This window comes from Streptomyces sp. NPDC051018 (assembly GCF_044456085.1).
GTDB lineage: Bacteria > Actinomycetota > Actinomycetes > Streptomycetales > Streptomycetaceae > Streptomyces.
The window spans coordinates 329,371-346,282 of sequence record NZ_JBITFN010000003.1 but is presented as its reverse complement, the minus strand read 5'-3'; the positions used below and the strand labels follow the sequence as shown (position 1 = coordinate 346,282).

Annotated in this window: 14 protein-coding genes and 2 pseudogenes; 7 read left to right on the top strand and 9 right to left on the bottom strand. The window is 69.7% G+C overall.

The window, feature by feature from the left end; genetic code table 11:
* Nucleotides 1-4 precede the first annotated feature (4 nt).
* Nucleotides 5-1,882, bottom strand: coding sequence for a galactose oxidase-like domain-containing protein (locus tag ACIBCM_RS07905; RefSeq protein WP_399241083.1), 1,878 nt, complete (start codon nt 1,880-1,882; stop codon nt 5-7).
* Nucleotides 1,883-2,220: 338 nt separating this feature from the next.
* Between ACIBCM_RS07905 and ACIBCM_RS07900 the strand changes: the two genes are divergently transcribed.
* Nucleotides 2,221-4,491, top strand: coding sequence for a Dyp-type peroxidase (locus ACIBCM_RS07900; RefSeq protein ID WP_399241082.1), 2,271 nt, complete (start codon nt 2,221-2,223; stop codon nt 4,489-4,491).
* Nucleotides 4,492-4,680: 189 nt separating this feature from the next.
* Here ACIBCM_RS07900 and ACIBCM_RS07895 read toward each other — a convergent pair whose 3' ends face one another.
* Entirely contained in the window at nt 4,681-5,535 is an 855-nt protein-coding gene (locus ACIBCM_RS07895) for a recombinase family protein (protein ID WP_399241081.1), read from the bottom strand.
* A 350-nt stretch (nt 5,536-5,885) separates the two neighbouring features.
* Here ACIBCM_RS07895 and ACIBCM_RS07890 point away from each other — a divergent pair, with 350 nt between their 5' ends.
* Together ACIBCM_RS07890 and ACIBCM_RS07885 are read left to right on the top strand one after the other, a co-directional pair.
* Nucleotides 5,886-6,122 (top strand): DUF4158 domain-containing protein, encoded by a 237-nt coding sequence (locus ACIBCM_RS07890; protein WP_399241080.1) that lies wholly within the window; start codon nt 5,886-5,888, stop codon nt 6,120-6,122.
* A gap of 56 nt (nt 6,123-6,178) precedes the next feature.
* Nucleotides 6,179-6,391: pseudogene (locus ACIBCM_RS07885) on the top strand (IS6 family transposase); the annotation flags it as partial.
* Between the two features lie 91 nt (nt 6,392-6,482).
* Here ACIBCM_RS07885 and ACIBCM_RS07880 read toward each other — a convergent pair.
* Nucleotides 6,483-6,860 carry a MerR family transcriptional regulator gene (locus ACIBCM_RS07880; protein ID WP_363307425.1) on the bottom strand — a complete coding sequence of 126 codons (378 nt, stop codon included), beginning with the start codon at nt 6,858-6,860 and terminating at the stop codon, nt 6,483-6,485.
* Nucleotides 6,861-6,952: 92 nt separating this feature from the next.
* Between ACIBCM_RS07880 and ACIBCM_RS07875 the strand changes: the two genes are divergently transcribed.
* A complete protein-coding gene (locus ACIBCM_RS07875) occupies nt 6,953-8,158 on the top strand; it encodes an MFS transporter (RefSeq protein WP_399241079.1) in 1,206 nt (401 codons plus the stop codon).
* A 163-nt stretch (nt 8,159-8,321) separates the two neighbouring features.
* The gene (locus tag ACIBCM_RS07870; protein WP_399241078.1) at nt 8,322-8,471 is read left to right on the top strand and encodes a hypothetical protein; all 150 of its coding nucleotides are present in this window, start codon (nt 8,322-8,324) and stop codon (nt 8,469-8,471) included.
* Nucleotides 8,472-8,525: 54 nt separating this feature from the next.
* Here the strand turns inward: ACIBCM_RS07870 and ACIBCM_RS07865 are convergent, their stop codons facing one another.
* Complete coding sequence (locus ACIBCM_RS07865; protein ID WP_399241275.1) at nt 8,526-9,365, bottom strand: Tn3 family transposase; 840 nt, start codon at nt 9,363-9,365, stop codon at nt 8,526-8,528.
* Nucleotides 9,366-9,513: 148 nt separating this feature from the next.
* Nucleotides 9,514-9,759, bottom strand: a pseudogene (locus tag ACIBCM_RS07860) (membrane dipeptidase); the annotation flags it as partial.
* Nucleotides 9,760-10,329: 570 nt separating this feature from the next.
* Between ACIBCM_RS07860 and ACIBCM_RS07855 the strand changes: the two are divergent.
* Nucleotides 10,330-10,494, top strand: coding sequence for a hypothetical protein (locus ACIBCM_RS07855; RefSeq protein WP_399241077.1), 165 nt, complete (start codon nt 10,330-10,332; stop codon nt 10,492-10,494).
* Nucleotides 10,491-11,825, top strand: coding sequence for a glycosyltransferase family 2 protein (locus tag ACIBCM_RS07850; RefSeq protein ID WP_399241076.1), 1,335 nt, complete (start codon nt 10,491-10,493; stop codon nt 11,823-11,825). The genes ACIBCM_RS07855 and ACIBCM_RS07850 overlap by 4 nt, the downstream gene beginning before the upstream one ends.
* A gap of 417 nt (nt 11,826-12,242) precedes the next feature.
* Here the strand turns inward: ACIBCM_RS07850 and ACIBCM_RS07845 are convergent, their stop codons facing one another.
* From ACIBCM_RS07845 to ACIBCM_RS07830, 4 genes are all read right to left on the bottom strand, one after another.
* The gene (locus tag ACIBCM_RS07845) at nt 12,243-13,121 is read right to left on the bottom strand and encodes an MFS transporter (RefSeq protein WP_399241075.1); all 879 of its coding nucleotides are present in this window, start codon (nt 13,119-13,121) and stop codon (nt 12,243-12,245) included.
* Nucleotides 13,122-13,124: 3 nt separating this feature from the next.
* A complete protein-coding gene (locus tag ACIBCM_RS07840; RefSeq protein ID WP_399241074.1) occupies nt 13,125-13,487 on the bottom strand; it encodes an MFS transporter in 363 nt (120 codons plus the stop codon).
* A gap of 314 nt (nt 13,488-13,801) precedes the next feature.
* Complete coding sequence (locus ACIBCM_RS07835) at nt 13,802-15,025, bottom strand: amidohydrolase family protein (RefSeq protein ID WP_399241073.1); 1,224 nt, start codon at nt 15,023-15,025, stop codon at nt 13,802-13,804.
* Nucleotides 15,019-16,878 (bottom strand): prolyl oligopeptidase family serine peptidase, encoded by a 1,860-nt coding sequence (locus ACIBCM_RS07830; RefSeq protein WP_399241072.1) that lies wholly within the window; start codon nt 16,876-16,878, stop codon nt 15,019-15,021. Before ACIBCM_RS07830 ends, ACIBCM_RS07835 begins: the two co-directional genes overlap by 7 nt.
* Between the last annotated feature and the right edge of the window lie 34 nt (nt 16,879-16,912).

The following is a 16,912-nucleotide window of genomic DNA, read 5'->3' as shown; positions in this document are numbered from 1 at the left end:
GCACTCAGGTCTGGCCACCCGATGCCGGCTTGAGCTGGACCCAGCCGGCGGTGCTGGGAACACCCTCCTCGTTGAGGAGGAACAGCATGTAGTAGCCGGGCGGGGCGGCACTGGCGGACGGAGGAGCCTGGAGCTCGAGGAAGCTGCCACCGCGGCTCTTGATCCGCAGATCGAGATGGCGCTGGCTGGTGTTGACCGAGTGGGTCGCCGTGGTCGGCGCCAGCAGAACGGCGCGGGTGACCTCGGAGGCGGTACTGCTGCTCACCGTGATCTTGTCGTTGTATCCGACGGACGGGTTGAACACCTGGCCGAGGTTCGGGCGGCCGCCCTGCTGGAGGTAGGCCGGCTCGTAGATCTCGATGCTGCCGTTCATGTCGTCGTTGATGTCGGGGTCGTTCGCGAGCTGCTGGAGCTCGTCGCCGGTGACCATGACCCGGCCGTCCGGGAGCACCACGGCGTTGGAGTGATAGCCGCGCGGCAGCCGCTGTGCCGGGCCGAGCTTCCAGTTGCCGTTCTGGTCGCGCAGTTCGATCTGGCGGTACTTCAGATCGGCGTTGGGGTTGTACGGGCCGTTGCCGTAGTCGCGGATGTCGAAGGCCCCGTTGACGGTCATCAAGGTGGCGTCCGGCATGAGCAGGGTGTTGTCCTGGGTGCGGCCGAAGGCTCTCGCCTTCTCCTTGCTCCACTGGTTGCCGACCAGCTGATAGGTGTTCGGATCGTCCCGGTCCCCGCCGAGTACGAGGACCGAGTCGGGGCCCTTGAAACCGGCGGGCAGCGGCACGGCGGACCCGTAGTTGCGCGGCATGTTGTCCGGGCGGGGCGCGAGGTCCGTCCGGGTCTCGGTGGTGAGGTCGAACTTCCACTGCTGTTCGGGGTTGCGGCCCAGTCCGTAGATCTTCCCGTCGCGCAGCGAGAACAGATGCGGGTAGTCACGTTTGAACGGGGCGTCGGCCTTGAACCGTTCCGCGGCCCAGCCCTCCGGCTTGTCCGTCTTGGCTGTGGGCACGGGCTTGTTGAGGGCGGGGAAGCGCTCGACGATCGCCGTGGGGGTGCCCCAGCCGAGTTCCGACTGGCCGGACATGATCAGCTGCCGTCCGTCGGCGCCCGTCACCACCGACGGGTACCACCGGCCGACCGCCATGTCCTGGTTCTGGTACCACTTCTCCTCCCAGGGGTCGAAGACGAGGGAGAGCTTGGCGCCGGTACCCCCGTTGCCGCCGAGATTGCCGCCGAAGACACCGAGCATCCCGTTGGGCAGGAAGGAGTGACCGGCGCAGAAGAACGGCGCGGGGCGGGGCTGGTTCAGTCCGTCCGGCATATTGATCACGGGCGGTGTCACCTTGGTGAACGAACCCGGGCCGGTGCCCTTGGCCGGATCCCACAGATACGCCCGGCCCGCGTTCTCCTTGCCGATGACATCGGTCGGCGCGGGTTCCTTCTGCGGGTTGTTCTGGATCCGCTCGAAGGAGAACAGCAGCACCTTGCCGGTGGGGAGCATGGCGATGTGGGCGGCGAAGTCGGGGGAGGGGAAGTACTCCCGGAAGCGGCCGGAGTCCATCGGGTCGAAGTCCGCGTTGATCCTGGCCTGGGAGGCCCCGAGGGCCTTGAGCCGTTCGGTGCGAATGGTCTGCGGATACTCGCCGACGGCCTGGACGGCCCGTCTGGTCATGGCGTGTTCCTCGGCGTGCTCGGTGCCGATGACGGCGGCCTCGTCCGGGTCGGCCTTCGCCCGGCCGGCCGAGGGGGTTTCACCGCCGCTCTCATGGGCGGTGACCGGTCCGGCGGTCAGCACGGTGAGGGTCAGCGCGGAGACGGCGCACACGGAGACGGCCGCGGACAGCATCCTCCGGGACGACGGACCGGGCAGATTTCTGGGGGACATGGAACTCCTTGCGAGAGGGGGCAGAGCGCGCGGCGGGTGCGGTGGCAGCGTCGCGGGGGAGCGGCGCCTCACCGCCCGTCGGCGTACACATGATGTGAGTGAATGACTACCTTCAGTGTTTATGCGGTCGTCGCCCGCTGTCGCGCGATGCCGGGCAGGTGGGTGAGCCCCTGGTGGCCCGGGCGGGTCAAGGGGTGGGCGGGGTAAGGGACTTTGCCCCGGCGGACGGCTGTGCGGGATGGTTCGCGGGGGCCGCTCACTCTCCTCGGTGATTCACATGACGCACTCGCGTGACTACTGTCCGTGTTCACGGCAGCTGTGATCTCTGAGGAGAAGGCATGGCAGACACGCTGAAACTGCGCGACAGCGACGACATCCAGGGCGATGTGATCGCGGGCTTCAAGAAGGACCGGATGACGCTGCTCTTCCTCAAGTTCGAGGACCCGGCGCGGGCACGGACCTGGGTGAAGCGTCTCGCGTCCCAGATCTCCACCACCCGTCAGGTGGCCACCTTCAACGCGGCCTTCCGCAAGGCCAGACAGGCCACCGGCGGCGATGACCCGCAGAGCCTGAAGGCCACCTGGACCAATGTCAGCTTCACCTACGAGGGACTGAAGGTCCTCGTAGGCGGCAAGGATCCGCTGCCCTCGGTACGCAGGGGCGGCACCCTGGAGGCGTTCAAACAGGGGTCGGACAAGCGCTCACTGGGTGACACGGGTGACAGCTCACCGGAGAACTGGCTGTTCGGCGACGGCAAGGGCCAGACCGTGCACGCCGTGGTCACCGTGGCCTCCGACACCGCCCAGGGGCTCCAGGAGGCGCTGACCGACCAGCGTGAGGCGGCCGCCCAGGCCAAGATCGTGATCGTCTTCCAACAGGACGCCGCCACACTGCCGGGCACCCGCCGCGGCAAGGAGCACTTCGGCTTCAAGGACGGGGTCAGCGAGCCGGGTGTGATCGGCTTCGACGAACCCGACCCGGACAATCCCGAGTACGTCAAGGACCACCCCGGCACCCGGCTGATCCCGCCCGGCGAGTTCGTCATCGGGCACGACCGGGTCGGCGGGATCGAGTACGACGAGATGCCGGAGTGGGCCGGCAACGGCAGCTTCCAGGTCGTACGCCGGCTCGCACAGGACGTCCCGGGCTGGTGGGCCCAGGTCGCCGTCCAGCTGAAGGTCCTCAGAAAGGCCAAGGAGGTGCCGGACGAGGCGACCGCCGAATGGCTGGCCGCCCGGCTCGTGGGCCGTTGGCGCTCGGGCACCCCCGTCGCCAAGTGCCCCCACGCGGACATGCCCGACAACGCGCTCGCGAGCCAGGACAACGACTTCGGCTACCGCAACGACCCCGAGGGCTTCACCACCCCGCTCTTCTCGCATCTGCGCAAGACCTACCCCCGGGACGGCCTCCAGGAGAAGCCCGGCGCGGACCCGTTCCCCGAGAACCCGGTGATGGACCGCCGCCGGATCATCCGCCGCGGCGCCCCCTACGGCGCCCCCTTCGACCCGGCCTCCGACGGCCCGGGCGGCCCCGACCACCCGCGCGGGCTGCTCTTCGTCTGCTACCAGTCCGACCTCGTCGAGCAGTTCGAGTTCATCCAGAAGCGCTGGATCAACGAGGTCGACTTTCCGCCGAACCGCCCTCAGGACCCCGGCCCCGACCCGATGGTCGGGCCCACCGGCACGGTCGCCTTCGAGACCCCCGGCGCTACGACGCAGCTGACCTTCCAGCAGTTCGTCACCACCGAGGGATCGGTCTACGGCTTCGTCCCCTCGCTCACCACCCTGCGGCTGCTGGGAGAAGGCCGCCTCACCGACAAGCTCCCGAGCGTCGTCCGCCCCACCGACGCGTTCCTCCCCCTTCCCGACCTCCAGCGGGAGAAGGGCAAGAGCTGGTACTGGGCGTACGGCACCGGCGGCGGGGGACCCGTCTGCCGGACGATTTCGATCGCCGACGGCAATGAGCACCGGGACGTCGCCGAACGCCCCGACCGGCCGCTCAGTACCTGGCCGTGCTACGAGGGTGTGTCCAAGGTGGACGCGATCCTGCCGGTCCCGGACGAGCAGCGGTTCAACGGCCGCAGCCTGTACTGGCTCTTCCACACCACCGAGGGCCGTCAGGTCTACCGGGTGATCTCGGTCATGGACGGAGCGGAGTCCGGGCTCGCCCCCGACGCGGCCACCGCCGTCGAACGGCGCGACCGGCCCATCTCGGCCTGGGCTTCCTTCACCGGAATCGAGCAGGTGGACGCCTTTGTGCCGGTGCCGGACATGCAGCGCCAGAACGGGAAGAGCCACTACTGGCTCTTCCACACCTCCCAGGGACAGCAGATCTACCGGCTGATCTCGATCGCCGACGGCTCCGCGCACCACGATGTCATCGAGCGCGGGGACCGTTCGCTGAATCTGTGGCAGTCCCTGGCCGGAATCTCCCGGGTGGACGAGTTCCTCGCCGTACCCGATATGCAGCGGATCAACGGACTGAGCCTGTTCTGGGTGTTCCACCAGGAGAAGTACCGCATCATCTCGATTGCGGACGGCCCTGCGCACCACGACCGGGTGGTGGTCGAGGACCGTTCGATCGCCCTGTGGAAGTCCCTGACCGGCTGAGGAGGCCCGTCGATCAGGCGGACGGACCCGGGCCCTGCCCGGGCCCGTCCGCACCGTCCACGCCGGAATTCACCCCTTGCTCCGCCGCGTCTCGTCGCCCCACGCGTCCCCACCGGCGGGTTTCTCCGGAGCGGTAGAGGGGTGTGACCGAGATACGCGTCAAAGGGGCAACGAGATGATCTTCGGCTCTTAGGTCGTCTGCTCGTCGTGCTCGCGCAGCATCCTCATGACGGTGGCAGGTGAGGGGTGCTGGCCCTTCTTGGCGCCGGTGGTGATGACGAGGCGCTTGGCGATGTCGCGCAGGCTCATCTCCTGGTCGCGCAGGTGGAGGGCCATGGACAGCATGTCGTCGTCGGTGACCCCGGCGCCGCCGATGGTCTTGCCGCGCTTCCGTGCACTCTCGTGGCCTTCGAGGGTGCGGTCGCGGATGTACTCGCGCTCCATGCCGGACATGGCCGCGAGGACGGTGAAGACGATGCCGGACGGGTCGTGTGAGCCCTTCAGTTCTCCGGTGAGGAATTCCAGGCCGACGTCGCTGGCCTTCAGTTCCTCGGCGAGCATGGCGAGTTCGATGCCGCGGCCGAGCCGCTTGTGTTCGTGGACGACGAGGGTGACGGCGACGCCGGAGGAGCGGATCTCCCCGGCGAGCTTCACGGCGGCCTCCAGCTCGGGGCGCCGGGTGGCGCGGGTGGAGATCTTCTCCGAGAAGACCCGGGTGACCCCGGCCTCGCCGAGCGAGTCGAGTTGTGCGTCGAGGGACTGCCGGGCGGTCGAGGCGCGGGCGTAGCCGAGACGCACGTGTCCGACCGGTTCGGCGCCGGCGCGCACGGGGCGGGGCAGTTCGGTCCACGCCGAGCCCGGCTTGCGTACGGCAGGGATCGGCACGCTGAGGGCCTTGGCGAGTTGGGGCACCAGGCGGAAGCGTGCGGTGTGGTACTGGATGGCCACCTTGCCCTTGCCGGTCCGGCACGGGGAGCCCGCGGTGGCGGCGCAGGTGGACATCGGGCAGTCGTGCGATTCCACGCGCTTGAAGTCGTCGCTCACGACCCCGGACTGTTTCATGAGGGTGTTTCAGATGTCCAGCCGTTTGCAACAACTCATGAAACATGATCGCCGCAGCTGGACGACCGCCCGGCCGGGTGTTTCATGAGCGACCACCTATGAAACAGCGAAGCTGGGCCCGTCGGCGGAACTGAGAGACCGTCCGTGAACTTTCCTCGCGAGGCTGGCGGGCAGCTGGTCTATAGGGGGGAGGAGATACGTGCGAGACCCGCCACCCGGTGGCCCTCTGTGTTCCGCGAATGCTTTCGGTGATGAGGTTGCGGGACGTTCGGCCCTTCCGGGTTTCGCCGGTTTCTTGATCGACTTCTTTGGTCGGGAGGCTGCCGTATGTTGTGGCGTCTGTGGAGCGGACTGCGTATCCGCGGTTCAAGCGTCTGATATCGGCTCGCGAACTGGTTGAGTTCTTCACTCCCACCGAGGCCGAGACGGAATGGGTGCGAGAGCGTACGCGTCATCGGCCTGGTCGTGTGCTGGCGTTGTTGGTGCTCTTGAAGTCCTGTGCGCGGCTGGGGTATTTCTCCGACCTGGGCCGTGTGCCGTTGGCGGCGCTCTGTCAGGTTGAGCGGTGAGGCGTGGGATGATCTTGGTGTGGGTCATCGTGGGAGGGGTCCGAGTGGGGAGCGAGATGTCGGTGTCGTACACGGGGTACCGGTTTCCGGCGGAGGTGATCGGTCACGCGGTGTGGCTGTATCACCGTTTCCCACTCTCGTTCCGTCTCTCGTTCCGTGAGGTCGAGGAGCTCCTCTTTGAGCGCGGCAGCGTGGTGTCCTACGAGACGGTCCGGGCCTGGTGCGCCACGTTCGGTCCCGCTTGCGCCGACCAGTTGCGCCGCGCAAGGCGCTGCCCAGCAGTACCCAGAACCCGGCGAAAGAACGGACAAGACGCCCACTTGGCCAGCCCCACTCCTTCAGGAATGGACACTCCACGGACTACCGGTAGGAGGCTCGGATATCGCGGCGTACGGCGTCGAGGTAGTCGGTGATGGCTCGGTGGTTCTTGGTGAGGCATTCGATTTTTTCGGCCATGCGGTCGCGTTCGTGTTCGAGCGTTGCGACCATGTCTGGCGTGACGTAGGGCATGTGGATCGTGCGGGGGGTGTTCAGGCAGGGCAGGATCTGCTTGATGATCCGTGTGGGCAGCCCTGCGTCGAGCAGGCCTCGTACCTGGAGAACCCGGTCAACGACGTACTCCTCATAGTCCCGGTATCCGTTGGGCAGTCGATCTGACGCGATCAGTCCCTGCTCCTCGTAGTAGCGCAGCAACCTCACCGGAGTCCGCGTGTGCGTCGACAGCTCACCGATCCGCATATCCCTCTCCTCGCCCTCTGTGGCTGGCGTCGTGTGACTCAGCGGACACCGATTTGACCCTCACACTGATGTCACCCTTCGATCATAAGGCCATGACACGAACAGATACTCCGCCATCTCCCTCGACAACGAACGCCCGGCTCCCACTGGCGGGTCTTCTGGCCTTGGCCGCCACCGGGTTCATTACGCTCCTGACCGAGACGATGCCCGCCGGGCTGCTTCCCGGGATGAGCCGAGACCTGGGTGTGAGCGAGAGTGCTGCCGGGCAGAGCGTCACCGTCTTCGCGATCGGGGCGATCCTCGCCGCGATCCCGCTCACCAAGGCGACGATCGGCTGGCCGCGCCGGCACTTGCTGCTGGTGGCGATCGCAGGATTCGCGATCGCCAACACCGTCACCGCGCTCTCCGAGAGCTTCGCACTTACGCTAGCCGCCCGGTGCCTCGGCGGCATCGTCGGCGGGTTGCTCTGGGCGCTGTTGGCCGGGTACGCGGTACGGATGGTTCCCTCACATCAGCGCGGCAAGGCAATGGCGATCGCGATGGGGGGCGCAATCGTTGCCCTGTCCGTCGGAGTTCCTGCTGCGGCGTTTCTGGCCAAGCTCGTCGAGTGGCGATACGCGTTCGGGATCATGACCGTCCTCACGCTCGCGTTGATCGTGTGGGTCGTCGCTGCGGTGCCGAACTTCCCCGGACAGCCCAAGGGCTCACGGCTCCCGCTCACCCGTACCTTCCGCATTCCCGGCGTAGCGCCCGTGCTCTTCGTGACCCTCACGTTCGTGCTCGCCCACAGCATCCTCTACACCTACATCGCCCCGTTCCTCAAGCCGCTCGGCATGGCAGGTCAAGTCGACGCCGTGCTGCTCACCTTCGGTCTGGTGTCGCTGGTGAGCATCTGGATCGCCGGAGCGCTCGTCCATCGGCACCTGCGCCTCCTCCTGATCCTCGCGTGTGTGCTCTTCGCGACATGCGCGCTGCTGCTCGGCATCTTCTCCGGCGTGCCTTCGCTCGTCTACGCCAGCGCAGCGCTCTGGGGGCTCGCGTTCGGCGGCACCTCTACCCTGTTGCAGACCGCAGTCGCCGAAGCAGCAGGCGACGCCGGCGATGTCGCCCAAGCACTCCTCACCACCGGATGGAACGTCGGAATCGCCGGTGGTGGCATCATCGGAGGCATCGTCCTCAGCGGATTGGGTGCATCCTGGCTGAGTTGGGTCACGCTCGCACTGCTCGTCCCTGCACTCGCCACTGTGCTCGCGGCACACAAATACGGGTTCACCAAGGGAGAGCTCGGCAGCCGCTAGACCACCGCTGCCCCTGACTGAGACCCGGGAGGGTGCTGTCAAGTTGGTGGTGTGGCTCGTGGGTTGGGGCATGCTGATGGCGCTCGGGTGTTGTGAGATGCCCTGCTGTCAGCCGACCGCGGGGCCCGCGACCGCCAGCCGCGTCTTCCAGCATCAGTGGTTCGTGAAGGCACACCGTCGCACCTACCCCGACCAGGGGGACCCGACGGGCTACTCCCGCAAGTGGGTCGGCCCCTACCTCGTCACTCCCGAGGGACGCGAGGACGCCCCGATCCTGGGCAGGGAACGTGTCGTCAGCGTTCTGCGACGCTGACGACACGTCACCGGACGGGCCTGGTTCAGGCGGCTTGGCCGAGGCCGGCGGCGGTCAGGTCCTGCTCGCGCAGCGGGGTGAAGTCGACGTCGAGCTTCGGGTCGTACGCGTCGGGCTGGATACCGAGTTCATGGGTGCTGTACTCGCCGAACCGGTTGATGTGCTCGGCCAGATACGGCGAGATGTGCGCCAGGTCTCCGGATCGATCTCCCAGCCCTCTTCCAGCAGCTGACGGACGATCTCCGCGATGTCCAGGGCATTGTGGAAGATCACTGCGTTCGTGAGCAGGGCGTTGAACTTCATCGCCTTCTCCTGCTCGATGGGGTCGTTGTCGGCGATGACGCCGCGGTTGCCGAAGCCGATCCACTGGGAGAACCGGTTGAACGACTCCACCTTGTTGGTCGCCGCGGTCACCCGCCGGCGAAGCGGCGCGTCCGACAGATACCGAAGGAGCTGGACGGTACGGATGACGCGGCCGACCTCGCGGAAGGCCGCATAGGTGGCGTTCTTCCGCGACCCCGACCGCAACCGTTTGAGCAGTGTGGAGGAGGAGATGGCGCCCTCGCGTACGGAGACGGCTACGCGCATCAAGTGGCGGAACTGGGTCTCGATCAGATCGAAGTCGATGACGTGCTTGCCCGGCTCGCCGAACAGGGCGTCGATGTGCACGTACTCCGTGGTCTTGGAGGGCCGGTAGAAAGTCAGTTCCTTCCAGTTCCTGATCCTGGGCATCAGGTCGAAGCCCAGCAGGTGGGCGAGCGCGAAGACAGGGAAGCTCTGGCCCTGGGTATCGGCGTGCACCGTGGTCGGCTGCACCTCGCTGGTGTTCTTGAGCAGGCCCTCGATGATGTAGACGGCCTCCCAGACGCCGCACGGGATGAAGTGCGTGAACAGCGCGATGTAGGTGTCCGAGACGTGGTGGTAGGCGATGCCGCCCGGCTTGCCGTAGGCGATCCGTACGCCGAGGCGGTGGGGTGTGGAACAGTTCCACGTCGGCGTCGATGCCGCGTGCGCTTTCCAGGGCGAGGACGAGGGCGGTCTTCGAGGCGGCGAGGGCCGTGTCGATGTCGTCGCCGTCGCGGCACAGGGCCACGGCGTCCGGGTTGCCCTCGGCGAGGATGTGCGCGGCCTCGATCATGCGCAGGGTACGGCGCAGCGCTCCCTCGGGCCGGTACGGGTCGTCGGTGAACACCGGCAGCACCTGGATGTCCACCCCGCCCTCCCGCAACTGCGGCAGCCAGCGCTCCCGGAAGAAAACCGCCCAGCGCTCAGGACGACGAGCAGCCACCGCCTCCAGCAGATCGTTGTGCGCATCGGCCACGACGGCTCGTCGGTGGAGATCAGCAGACACGGCGGATGCCTTCCGGTAGGGGGGATCTCCGACCCTATGGCGGCACGGCTCCCCGTGGTTCGTTCCCGGAGACGAAGAACCGAGCGGACCCTTGTCGTACCCGCCATACGCGAACCCGTGAACAGGCTCGTCCCCCGCGACCCGTGCCGGACTCCGTCGTGCGCACCGCCCCCGGACGCCCGGGAGTCCGGCGCTTTCCGCGTCCGCGCGACGGGGAACGGGCGGAACGGCCGGGCCGGGACGGGGAGCCCGGGAGGACCGGCCGCCATGCCGGAGCCCGTACACCCGGAGCGCTACGGTCTCCCGGCGCCCGTGCCCCGGGCGTACCCGCCGCTCCGGGGCCGACGACCGGCCCTCTCCCGTCTGCGCCCAAGGAGGTCAATCCGCCGCGCCCGTCCGGGTGGCGCGGCCGACGGCGCGCGGAAGCATCCCCCACCCCGTCCGACGGATACCGCATGTAAGGGGGAATCGGATGGGTTCCACGCGCGGTGAAAGGCGGACGCAGGCATGTACGGCAATCAACTCGCCCATACGGGAACGGGCATCATCACCATCGGAGGATTCGCCCTCGGCGGCTGGCATCTGCTCGCCCTGACCGTCGCCGTGGTCCTGCTGGGCGCCCTGATCACACGGATCGCCTTCCGCAGAGGGCGCGAGGTGGGCGACACATGATCCGGGTGGGGCACCGGCCCGGCATCGCCGTCGTCGCCGGGTCCATCGCGCTGCTCGTCTGCGCGTTCGCCACCGCCGCGTACGCCCTGCGCGCCTCCGGGCATCTCACGCCCGCCGCCGAACCGCTGACCTGGCTGTGGGCGCTCATCGCGTTACTCCTCATCGGCCAGACGGCGCTGTACCTCGGCTCCCGTCCGCGCCGCGCCACGCCCGGCCAGCGCGCGCGGCTGGACCGGCTCAGCGCCGCCGTCCTCGTGCCCGTCTACGACGAGGACCCCGGCTATCTGCGCGCGGGACTCGACAGCATGCTCGTTCAGACCCGGCGGCCCGACGCCGTGCACATCGTCGACGACGGGTCGGGCGTCGACTACACGGAGCTGCGCCGCTGGTGGCTCGCCGCCGCCCGCGCGCACGGCATCACCACCACCTGGACCCGCACCCCCAACCGGGGCAAGCGCCATGCCCAGGTCACCGCCGCCGCGCACTGCCCGGAGGCCGACATCCTGGTAACCGTCGACTCCGACGCCACCCTCGCCCCCGACGCGCTCGGCGAACTCCTCGTCCCCTTCGCCGACCGGCGCGTACAGGCCGTCGCCGGGCTGGTCCTGGCCACCAACAACCGGGCGGGGCTGCTGAGCCGGATCACCGACCTCTGGTTCGTCACCATGCAGCTCGTCGACCGCTCCGCCCTCTCCGTGCTCGGCAGCGTCCTGGTGTCCTCCGGGTCCCTGGCCGCGTACCGCGCGCCCGTGCTGCGCGAGAACTCCGGCTCGTACCTCGGGGAGACCTTCCTCGGACGGCCGGTCACCTTCTCCGACGACTCGCTGCTCACCTTGTACGCGCTCACACGGGGACGGGCGGTGCAGCAGACGTCGGCGGTCGTCTTCTCGGCGATGCCCGAACGGGTCGGACACCATCTGCGCCAGTATCTGCGCTGGATGCGCGGCTCGACGATCCGTTCGCTGTGGCGGGCGCGCTATCTGCCGCTCGGGCACCCCGCCTACGCGGCCCAGCTCGCCCGGTGGCTCCAGCAGGCCGCGTACACCGCGGTACTCGCCTGGCTCGCCGTGGCCCATGTCCAGGAGAACCGGCTGCCGTCGCCGCTGCTGCTGGCCGTACCGCTGCTGCTGGCCGCGAGCCAGACCCTGCGCTATCTGACGGTCCGCCGCTCCGACCAGTGTCTCGCCTCGCAGTTCGCGACCTGGGCGCTGACCCCGCTGGCGCTCGCCTGGTCCTGGACCGTTCTGCGTCCGGCCCGCTGGTACGCCACGGCCACCTGTGCCCGGACGCGGTGGGGGACCCGTACGTCCGGGCCCGAGGTCGCGCTCTGAGCGGGGGCGCCGGGGTGCGTGCGGCTCTCGGGTGCGGGCCGCTCTCCGGTGCGGGCCGGGCGGGGACCGGGGAACGCGGCTGCCGCCCGCCGGGATCCGGCCCGGACGGGCGGGGGGACTCCACCGGAGTTCCATGCGCCCGGATATGTCCGGCGGGGCACCGCTGACGTGCGGTACGCCCGGGTCGCCCCCGCCGGGGAGCGGCCTTCGGCAGGACGGACCCGGGCGTCTGTGCCACGGCCCCCGCAACGCGCCCACGCCGGGGAGCGGGCCGCGCGGCCGGGGCGGACGGGCCGGGCCATGAGGGCGCGGACAGGGAAGGCGACCGGGGAACGCGGACGGGTTGCAGGATCGTTTCTGCTCAGTGTTGGCCGCACGGTTCCGGCGCGCATCCGAGGCGGACGGCGACGGGGGACCTCAACGCACCCCGCGCACCGGCAGAATCGCCAGGGCCGCGAGGGCGAGGATCGCCATCGAGGCCATGAACAGGGCGGGGTAGCCGCCGAGATGCGTCACGACCAGGGAGGCGTAGAAGGGGGCCAGGGCCAGTGCGACGTTGCCGGAGAGCAGGAAGAGGCCCATGTCCTTGCCGGTGTCCTCCGCGCGGGGGAGCACCAGGGTCATCAGCACGCCGTCGGACGAGTAGTACGCGCCGAAGCCGAAGCCCAGCATCACCACGAAGGCGATCATGGCCGGCCAGGTCGGCCAGATGAGCGGAACCGCCATGCCGGCGCACATCAGCGCCGTGGAGCCGATGACATACGGCTTGCGCCGTCCGGTGCGGTCGGTGAGCCATCCCGTCAGGGGCCCGGCCAGCAGTGTGGGGGCCGCGAGGAGGAGGGCGAGGACCGCGACGGCCTCGGCGGCGTCGCCCCGGTAGTGGACGTAGTCCTCGAGGAGGTAGAGAAGGAAGTAGATCGGGCCGCCGTACCCGAGGTGGAACAGTGCCCGCGCGGCGAAGACCCAGGCGAAGTCGGGGTGCCGGCGGGGACTGACCCAGTGCGTGTCGCGCAGATCGCGCAAGGTGAAGGGGACGCGCTCCTCGTGCAGCGTGGACTGCTCGGGCGCGACGAACACGAAGAGCAGCGCGGCCGCGGCGGCGACGGCCCCGAACATCAGATAGCCGGTGAGGACGGACAGGGTGAACTGGCTGGCGAGGGCCATGCCGACGGTGTTGCCCGCCAGCCAGGCGACACCCTGGTAGGCGGAGGCTCTGCCCCGCTGTCCGAGGGGGACCCGGTCGGCGATATAGGGCGTCAGTACGGCCTGGAGCACCCCGAGCACGACATTGGTCACGCTTCAGACGATCAGCAGCACCGGCACCGAGCGGGCCGCTCCGGATCCCGCCATGCCGACCAGCCCGATCAGGGCCGTCGCCACGATCCAGGGGGCGCGCCTGCCGAACCGGGAGCGGGTCCGGTCGGAGAGCGCCCCGCCGATCGGGGAGACGACGGCGCCGGCCAGCGCGGAGACGGCGCTGATCAGGCCGAAGACCTGGACCTTGTCGTCGGCTGCCAACTCGGCGACCTGGACGGCGATCAGTACCCCGGCCGGGGCGCCGAAGCACGCCGACAGGGTGAACATGGCCAGCGCGTAGCTCGGCAGGGCGCCACGGCCCGGTCCGGGCCGGGTGGATCTTTCGGCGGTGGTGGTCGTCGTCATAGTGGTGTACGGCTCTCTCTCGGGTGTTTCTGGTGGATCGGGCTGGATGAGTGAGTGGGGGCACCTCCCACGCCCTCGGGCGTAGCGGGAGGGGCTGGTGCCGTGGATCGCGAGGCGGAGGATGGGGTACCTCCCTGGCGGAGCCCAGGGGGGAGAGTCCCTGCGGTGGGGGGTGTCTCCCGTGCCGTGAGGCACAGGGTGGGGGTACCTCCCGTGCCCCCCGGGGCACGGGAGGCCGAGGTGCGGGTGCCAGGGCGCGCGGGCCCGGCAGGATCCATCAGAAGCGCCCCAGGGCCGCGGTCGAGCCGCGGCGGTCAAGGGGTGAGGAGACGCCTGGTGTCCTTGACGACCCGGCCGTCCTTGACGACGAGCACCACGCGTGCGGGGTCGTCGAAGAGGCCGGGATCGGTGAGCGGATCGCCGTCGACGGCGATGAGGTCGGCCGTCGCGCCCGGCCGGACGGTGCCCAGCCGGCCGTCCAGGCCGAGGATGCGGGCGTTGACGGAGGTGGCGGAGGTGATCGCCGCCATGGGGCCGATGAGGTCGGCCTTGAGCGCCAGTTCCCGTCCGTGGGACCAGGAGCCGCCGCCGAACAGGTCGGATCCGGAACCGACCGGGACCCCGGCCGCCACCGCGGTGCGCAGGGCCCGCGCCATCGAGGCCTCCACCCCGTCGGCCCGGGGCGCGATGTCCGTCCCCACACCGACCTTCGCGGCATCCTCGGTCAGCCGCCGCGCAGCGGTCAGCGTCGGTACGAGCACGGCGCCATGACGGGCCATCAGAGCGCAGGTCTCCTCGTCGAGGTCGCTCCCGTGCTCCACACAGCGCGCGCCCGCCTCGACGGCCACCCGGACGCCCGCGCTGTTGTGCGCGTGCACGGTGACATACGTACCGCGGGCGTCCGCCTCCCCGACGGCCGCCCGGATCTCGTCGGAGGTGAACTGGGTGTCGGTCAGGGAGTCCGAGTGGGAGACGACACCACCGGTGACGCACATCTTGAGGAAGTCGGCGCCGCTGCGGAACGCCGTTCCCGCCGCCCGTCTGACCTCGTCCGGGCCGTCGCAGATGTGGCTGAGCCGTCCGAGGCCCGGTACGGCCCAGGAGTCGCCGCCGCCGAACGTCGGGCCGAAGTGACCGTGGCCGCCGGTCTGGGCCAGGATCGGCCCGGCCACCAGCACCCGCGGTCCCGGGACCAGACCGGCGCCGATGGCGCGTACCAGCCCCCCGTCGGCGCCGCCGCAGTCGCGCAGGGTGGTGAACCCCGACTGCAGTGCCCGTCCGGCGGCGTGGAACATACCGGCGGCGACCTCGGCGGCGGAGACCTCGCCAGCGGTGACGTCACCGAGGGAGTGCCCCGCGCCGAAGAGATGCACATGGGCGTCGATGAGCCCCGGCAGGAGGGTCAGACCGGTGAGGTCCAGGATCCGTCCGGACGGCGCCCGGTCCTGGATCCGTGCCCCGTCGATCACGACGTGCGCGCCGGCGACCGGGTCACGGCCGGTTCCGTCGATGAGGGTCGCCCCGGCGAGCGTCAGCACGGCCGCTCCCCGAGGTGGCGGTCCATCCACTCCACGAGTGCCCGGTCCTGGGCTTCGCGGACGGCCGGAGGCCCGGAAACGGACGCCTCGTGCCCGGCGCCGGGGAGAATCAGCAGCTCGGCGGGGCAGCCGGCCGTGGTGAGGGCCGTGTAGTACTGGCGGGCCTGTTCGGGCGGGCAGCGGTGATCCTGATCGGCGACGACGAGCAGCGTGGGGGTGGTGCTGCGGTGGGCGTGGGTCAGGGGCGAGCACTCGGCGAGCCGCTGTGCCGAGGTGCCCATGGTGGCGTTGAGCAGAGGGACTCCCAGGTCCGATGTCCCGTACAGGCTGTGCAGGTTGGTGGCCGGGTTCTCCGCGACGGCGGCCCGGAAGCGGTCGGTGTGGCCGGTGATCCAGCAGGTCATATAGCCGCCATAGGACAGACCGCAGACGCCGAGCCGGTCCGGATCGGCGAGGCCCTTCCCGACGGCGTGGTCCACCGCCGCCATGAAGTCGGGGAAGTCGCTCTCGCCCCAGGCACCGACGGTGGCGACGGTGAACTCGGGGCCGTATCCCCGCGATCCGCGCGGGTTGATCATCAGTACCCCGTAGCCGTGGTCCGCGAGGCGGTGCGCGTCGGCGTTGAACACCTCGCCGTAGGCGGCGTGGGGGCCGCCGTGGATCATCAGAACGGTCGGGTACGGCGCAGTGGCTCCGGCGGGCCGGAGGAACCAGCCCTCGATTCCGGTGCCGTCGGCGGAGCGGACGTCGAGCCGCTCCACCGTGTGCACCGGCTCGCCGGCCAGGAAGGTGACACGGGTCTCCTCGCCGGTGCCGACATCCGTCACATACAGATCCGGCCGGGAGGCGGCGGTGGCGCTGGTGTGGAGCAGCCGTCCGGCCCGCAGGGCGATCGGATGGGCCGTGCGCGGCCCGGTGACGAGCGGTGTGGACCGAGGGGGGCCGTCGAGCGCGAAGCGGTGGATCTCCAGGGTGCCACCGCGCTGGACGCGCGCCACGGCGTGTGTCGCGTCCGCGAGTACCACGGGTGTCTCGCCCAGCGGACTCGGTGTGTCGGTGTGGAAGCACCCGTGCAGATCGAGGCCGAGGCCCTCGGTCAGCGAGCGCGTCCCCCCGGGGCCGGTGATCCGCAGATCGCCGTCCGACGCCGGGTGCAGCAGGGCCATGGAGCCGTGGAGGACGCGGCCGTCCGCGAGCGGCCGGGCCAGGGCCACATCCGCCACCACGGGGCCGTGTTCGGTGATACGGCCCTCGGGGGTCACCGTCCTCACCCGGTCCGCGGGAGGCGGTTCGCCGGGCGGGAAGCTCGCCACGTAGGTGATGCCGCCGGGGCCCCACACCGGGTCGCGGTTGAGCAGGTCGTCGTCGGTGAGACGGGTGACCTCGCCCGTCTCCACCTCGACCGTGAAGATGTCGGTGAGGGCGTCGTCGATGAGGCCGATGCCGTCCGCCCAGGGGACGGCGCGGGTGACGCGGTAGGGCGCGCCGGGGTCGCGGGGCGGGTGCGAGGGGGCGGTCCAGGCGAGTCGGCCGCCGTCCGGACTCCACACCGGTCCCTGGACCACGGTGGTCTCGGCGACCCTGACCACCTTTCCGGAGTCCGCGTCCAGCAGATGGATCTGGGGCGTTCCGGAGTGGTCGGAGACGAAGGCGATCCGGCGCCCGTCGGGCGACCAGGCGGGATCGGTGTCGCGTGAACCGTGCTCCACTGCCCGGAATCCGGGCTCGCCGACAGTGCTGATCCGCAGTTCCACCCGGTCCGCGGGCCCTTCGGCCCACTGCGCGGCCCAGGCCACGCGCTGTCCGTCCGGGGAGAGATCGGCGCTGTGCACAAAGATCGGGGATTCGGGCAAGAGAGCGTCCCTTCATGTTCCACTGGTACAGAGC

What these genes read in the sequence shown, in the direction of transcription:
- ACIBCM_RS07875 (WP_399241079.1), top strand. Translation starts at nt 6,953, where the DNA reads ATGACACGAACAGATACTCCGCCATCTCCCTCGACAACGAACGCCCGG.
- ACIBCM_RS07850 (WP_399241076.1), top strand. Translation starts at nt 10,491, where the DNA reads ATGATCCGGGTGGGGCACCGGCCCGGCATCGCCGTCGTCGCCGGGTCC.
- ACIBCM_RS07900 (WP_399241082.1), top strand. Translation starts at nt 2,221, where the DNA reads ATGGCAGACACGCTGAAACTGCGCGACAGCGACGACATCCAGGGCGAT.
- ACIBCM_RS07840 (WP_399241074.1), bottom strand. Translation starts at nt 13,487, where the DNA reads ATGACGACGACCACCACCGCCGAAAGATCCACCCGGCCCGGACCGGGC.
- ACIBCM_RS07905 (WP_399241083.1), bottom strand. Translation starts at nt 1,882, where the DNA reads ATGTCCCCCAGAAATCTGCCCGGTCCGTCGTCCCGGAGGATGCTGTCC.
- ACIBCM_RS07880 (WP_363307425.1), bottom strand. Translation starts at nt 6,860, where the DNA reads ATGCGGATCGGTGAGCTGTCGACGCACACGCGGACTCCGGTGAGGTTG.
- ACIBCM_RS07855 (WP_399241077.1), top strand. Translation starts at nt 10,330, where the DNA reads ATGTACGGCAATCAACTCGCCCATACGGGAACGGGCATCATCACCATC.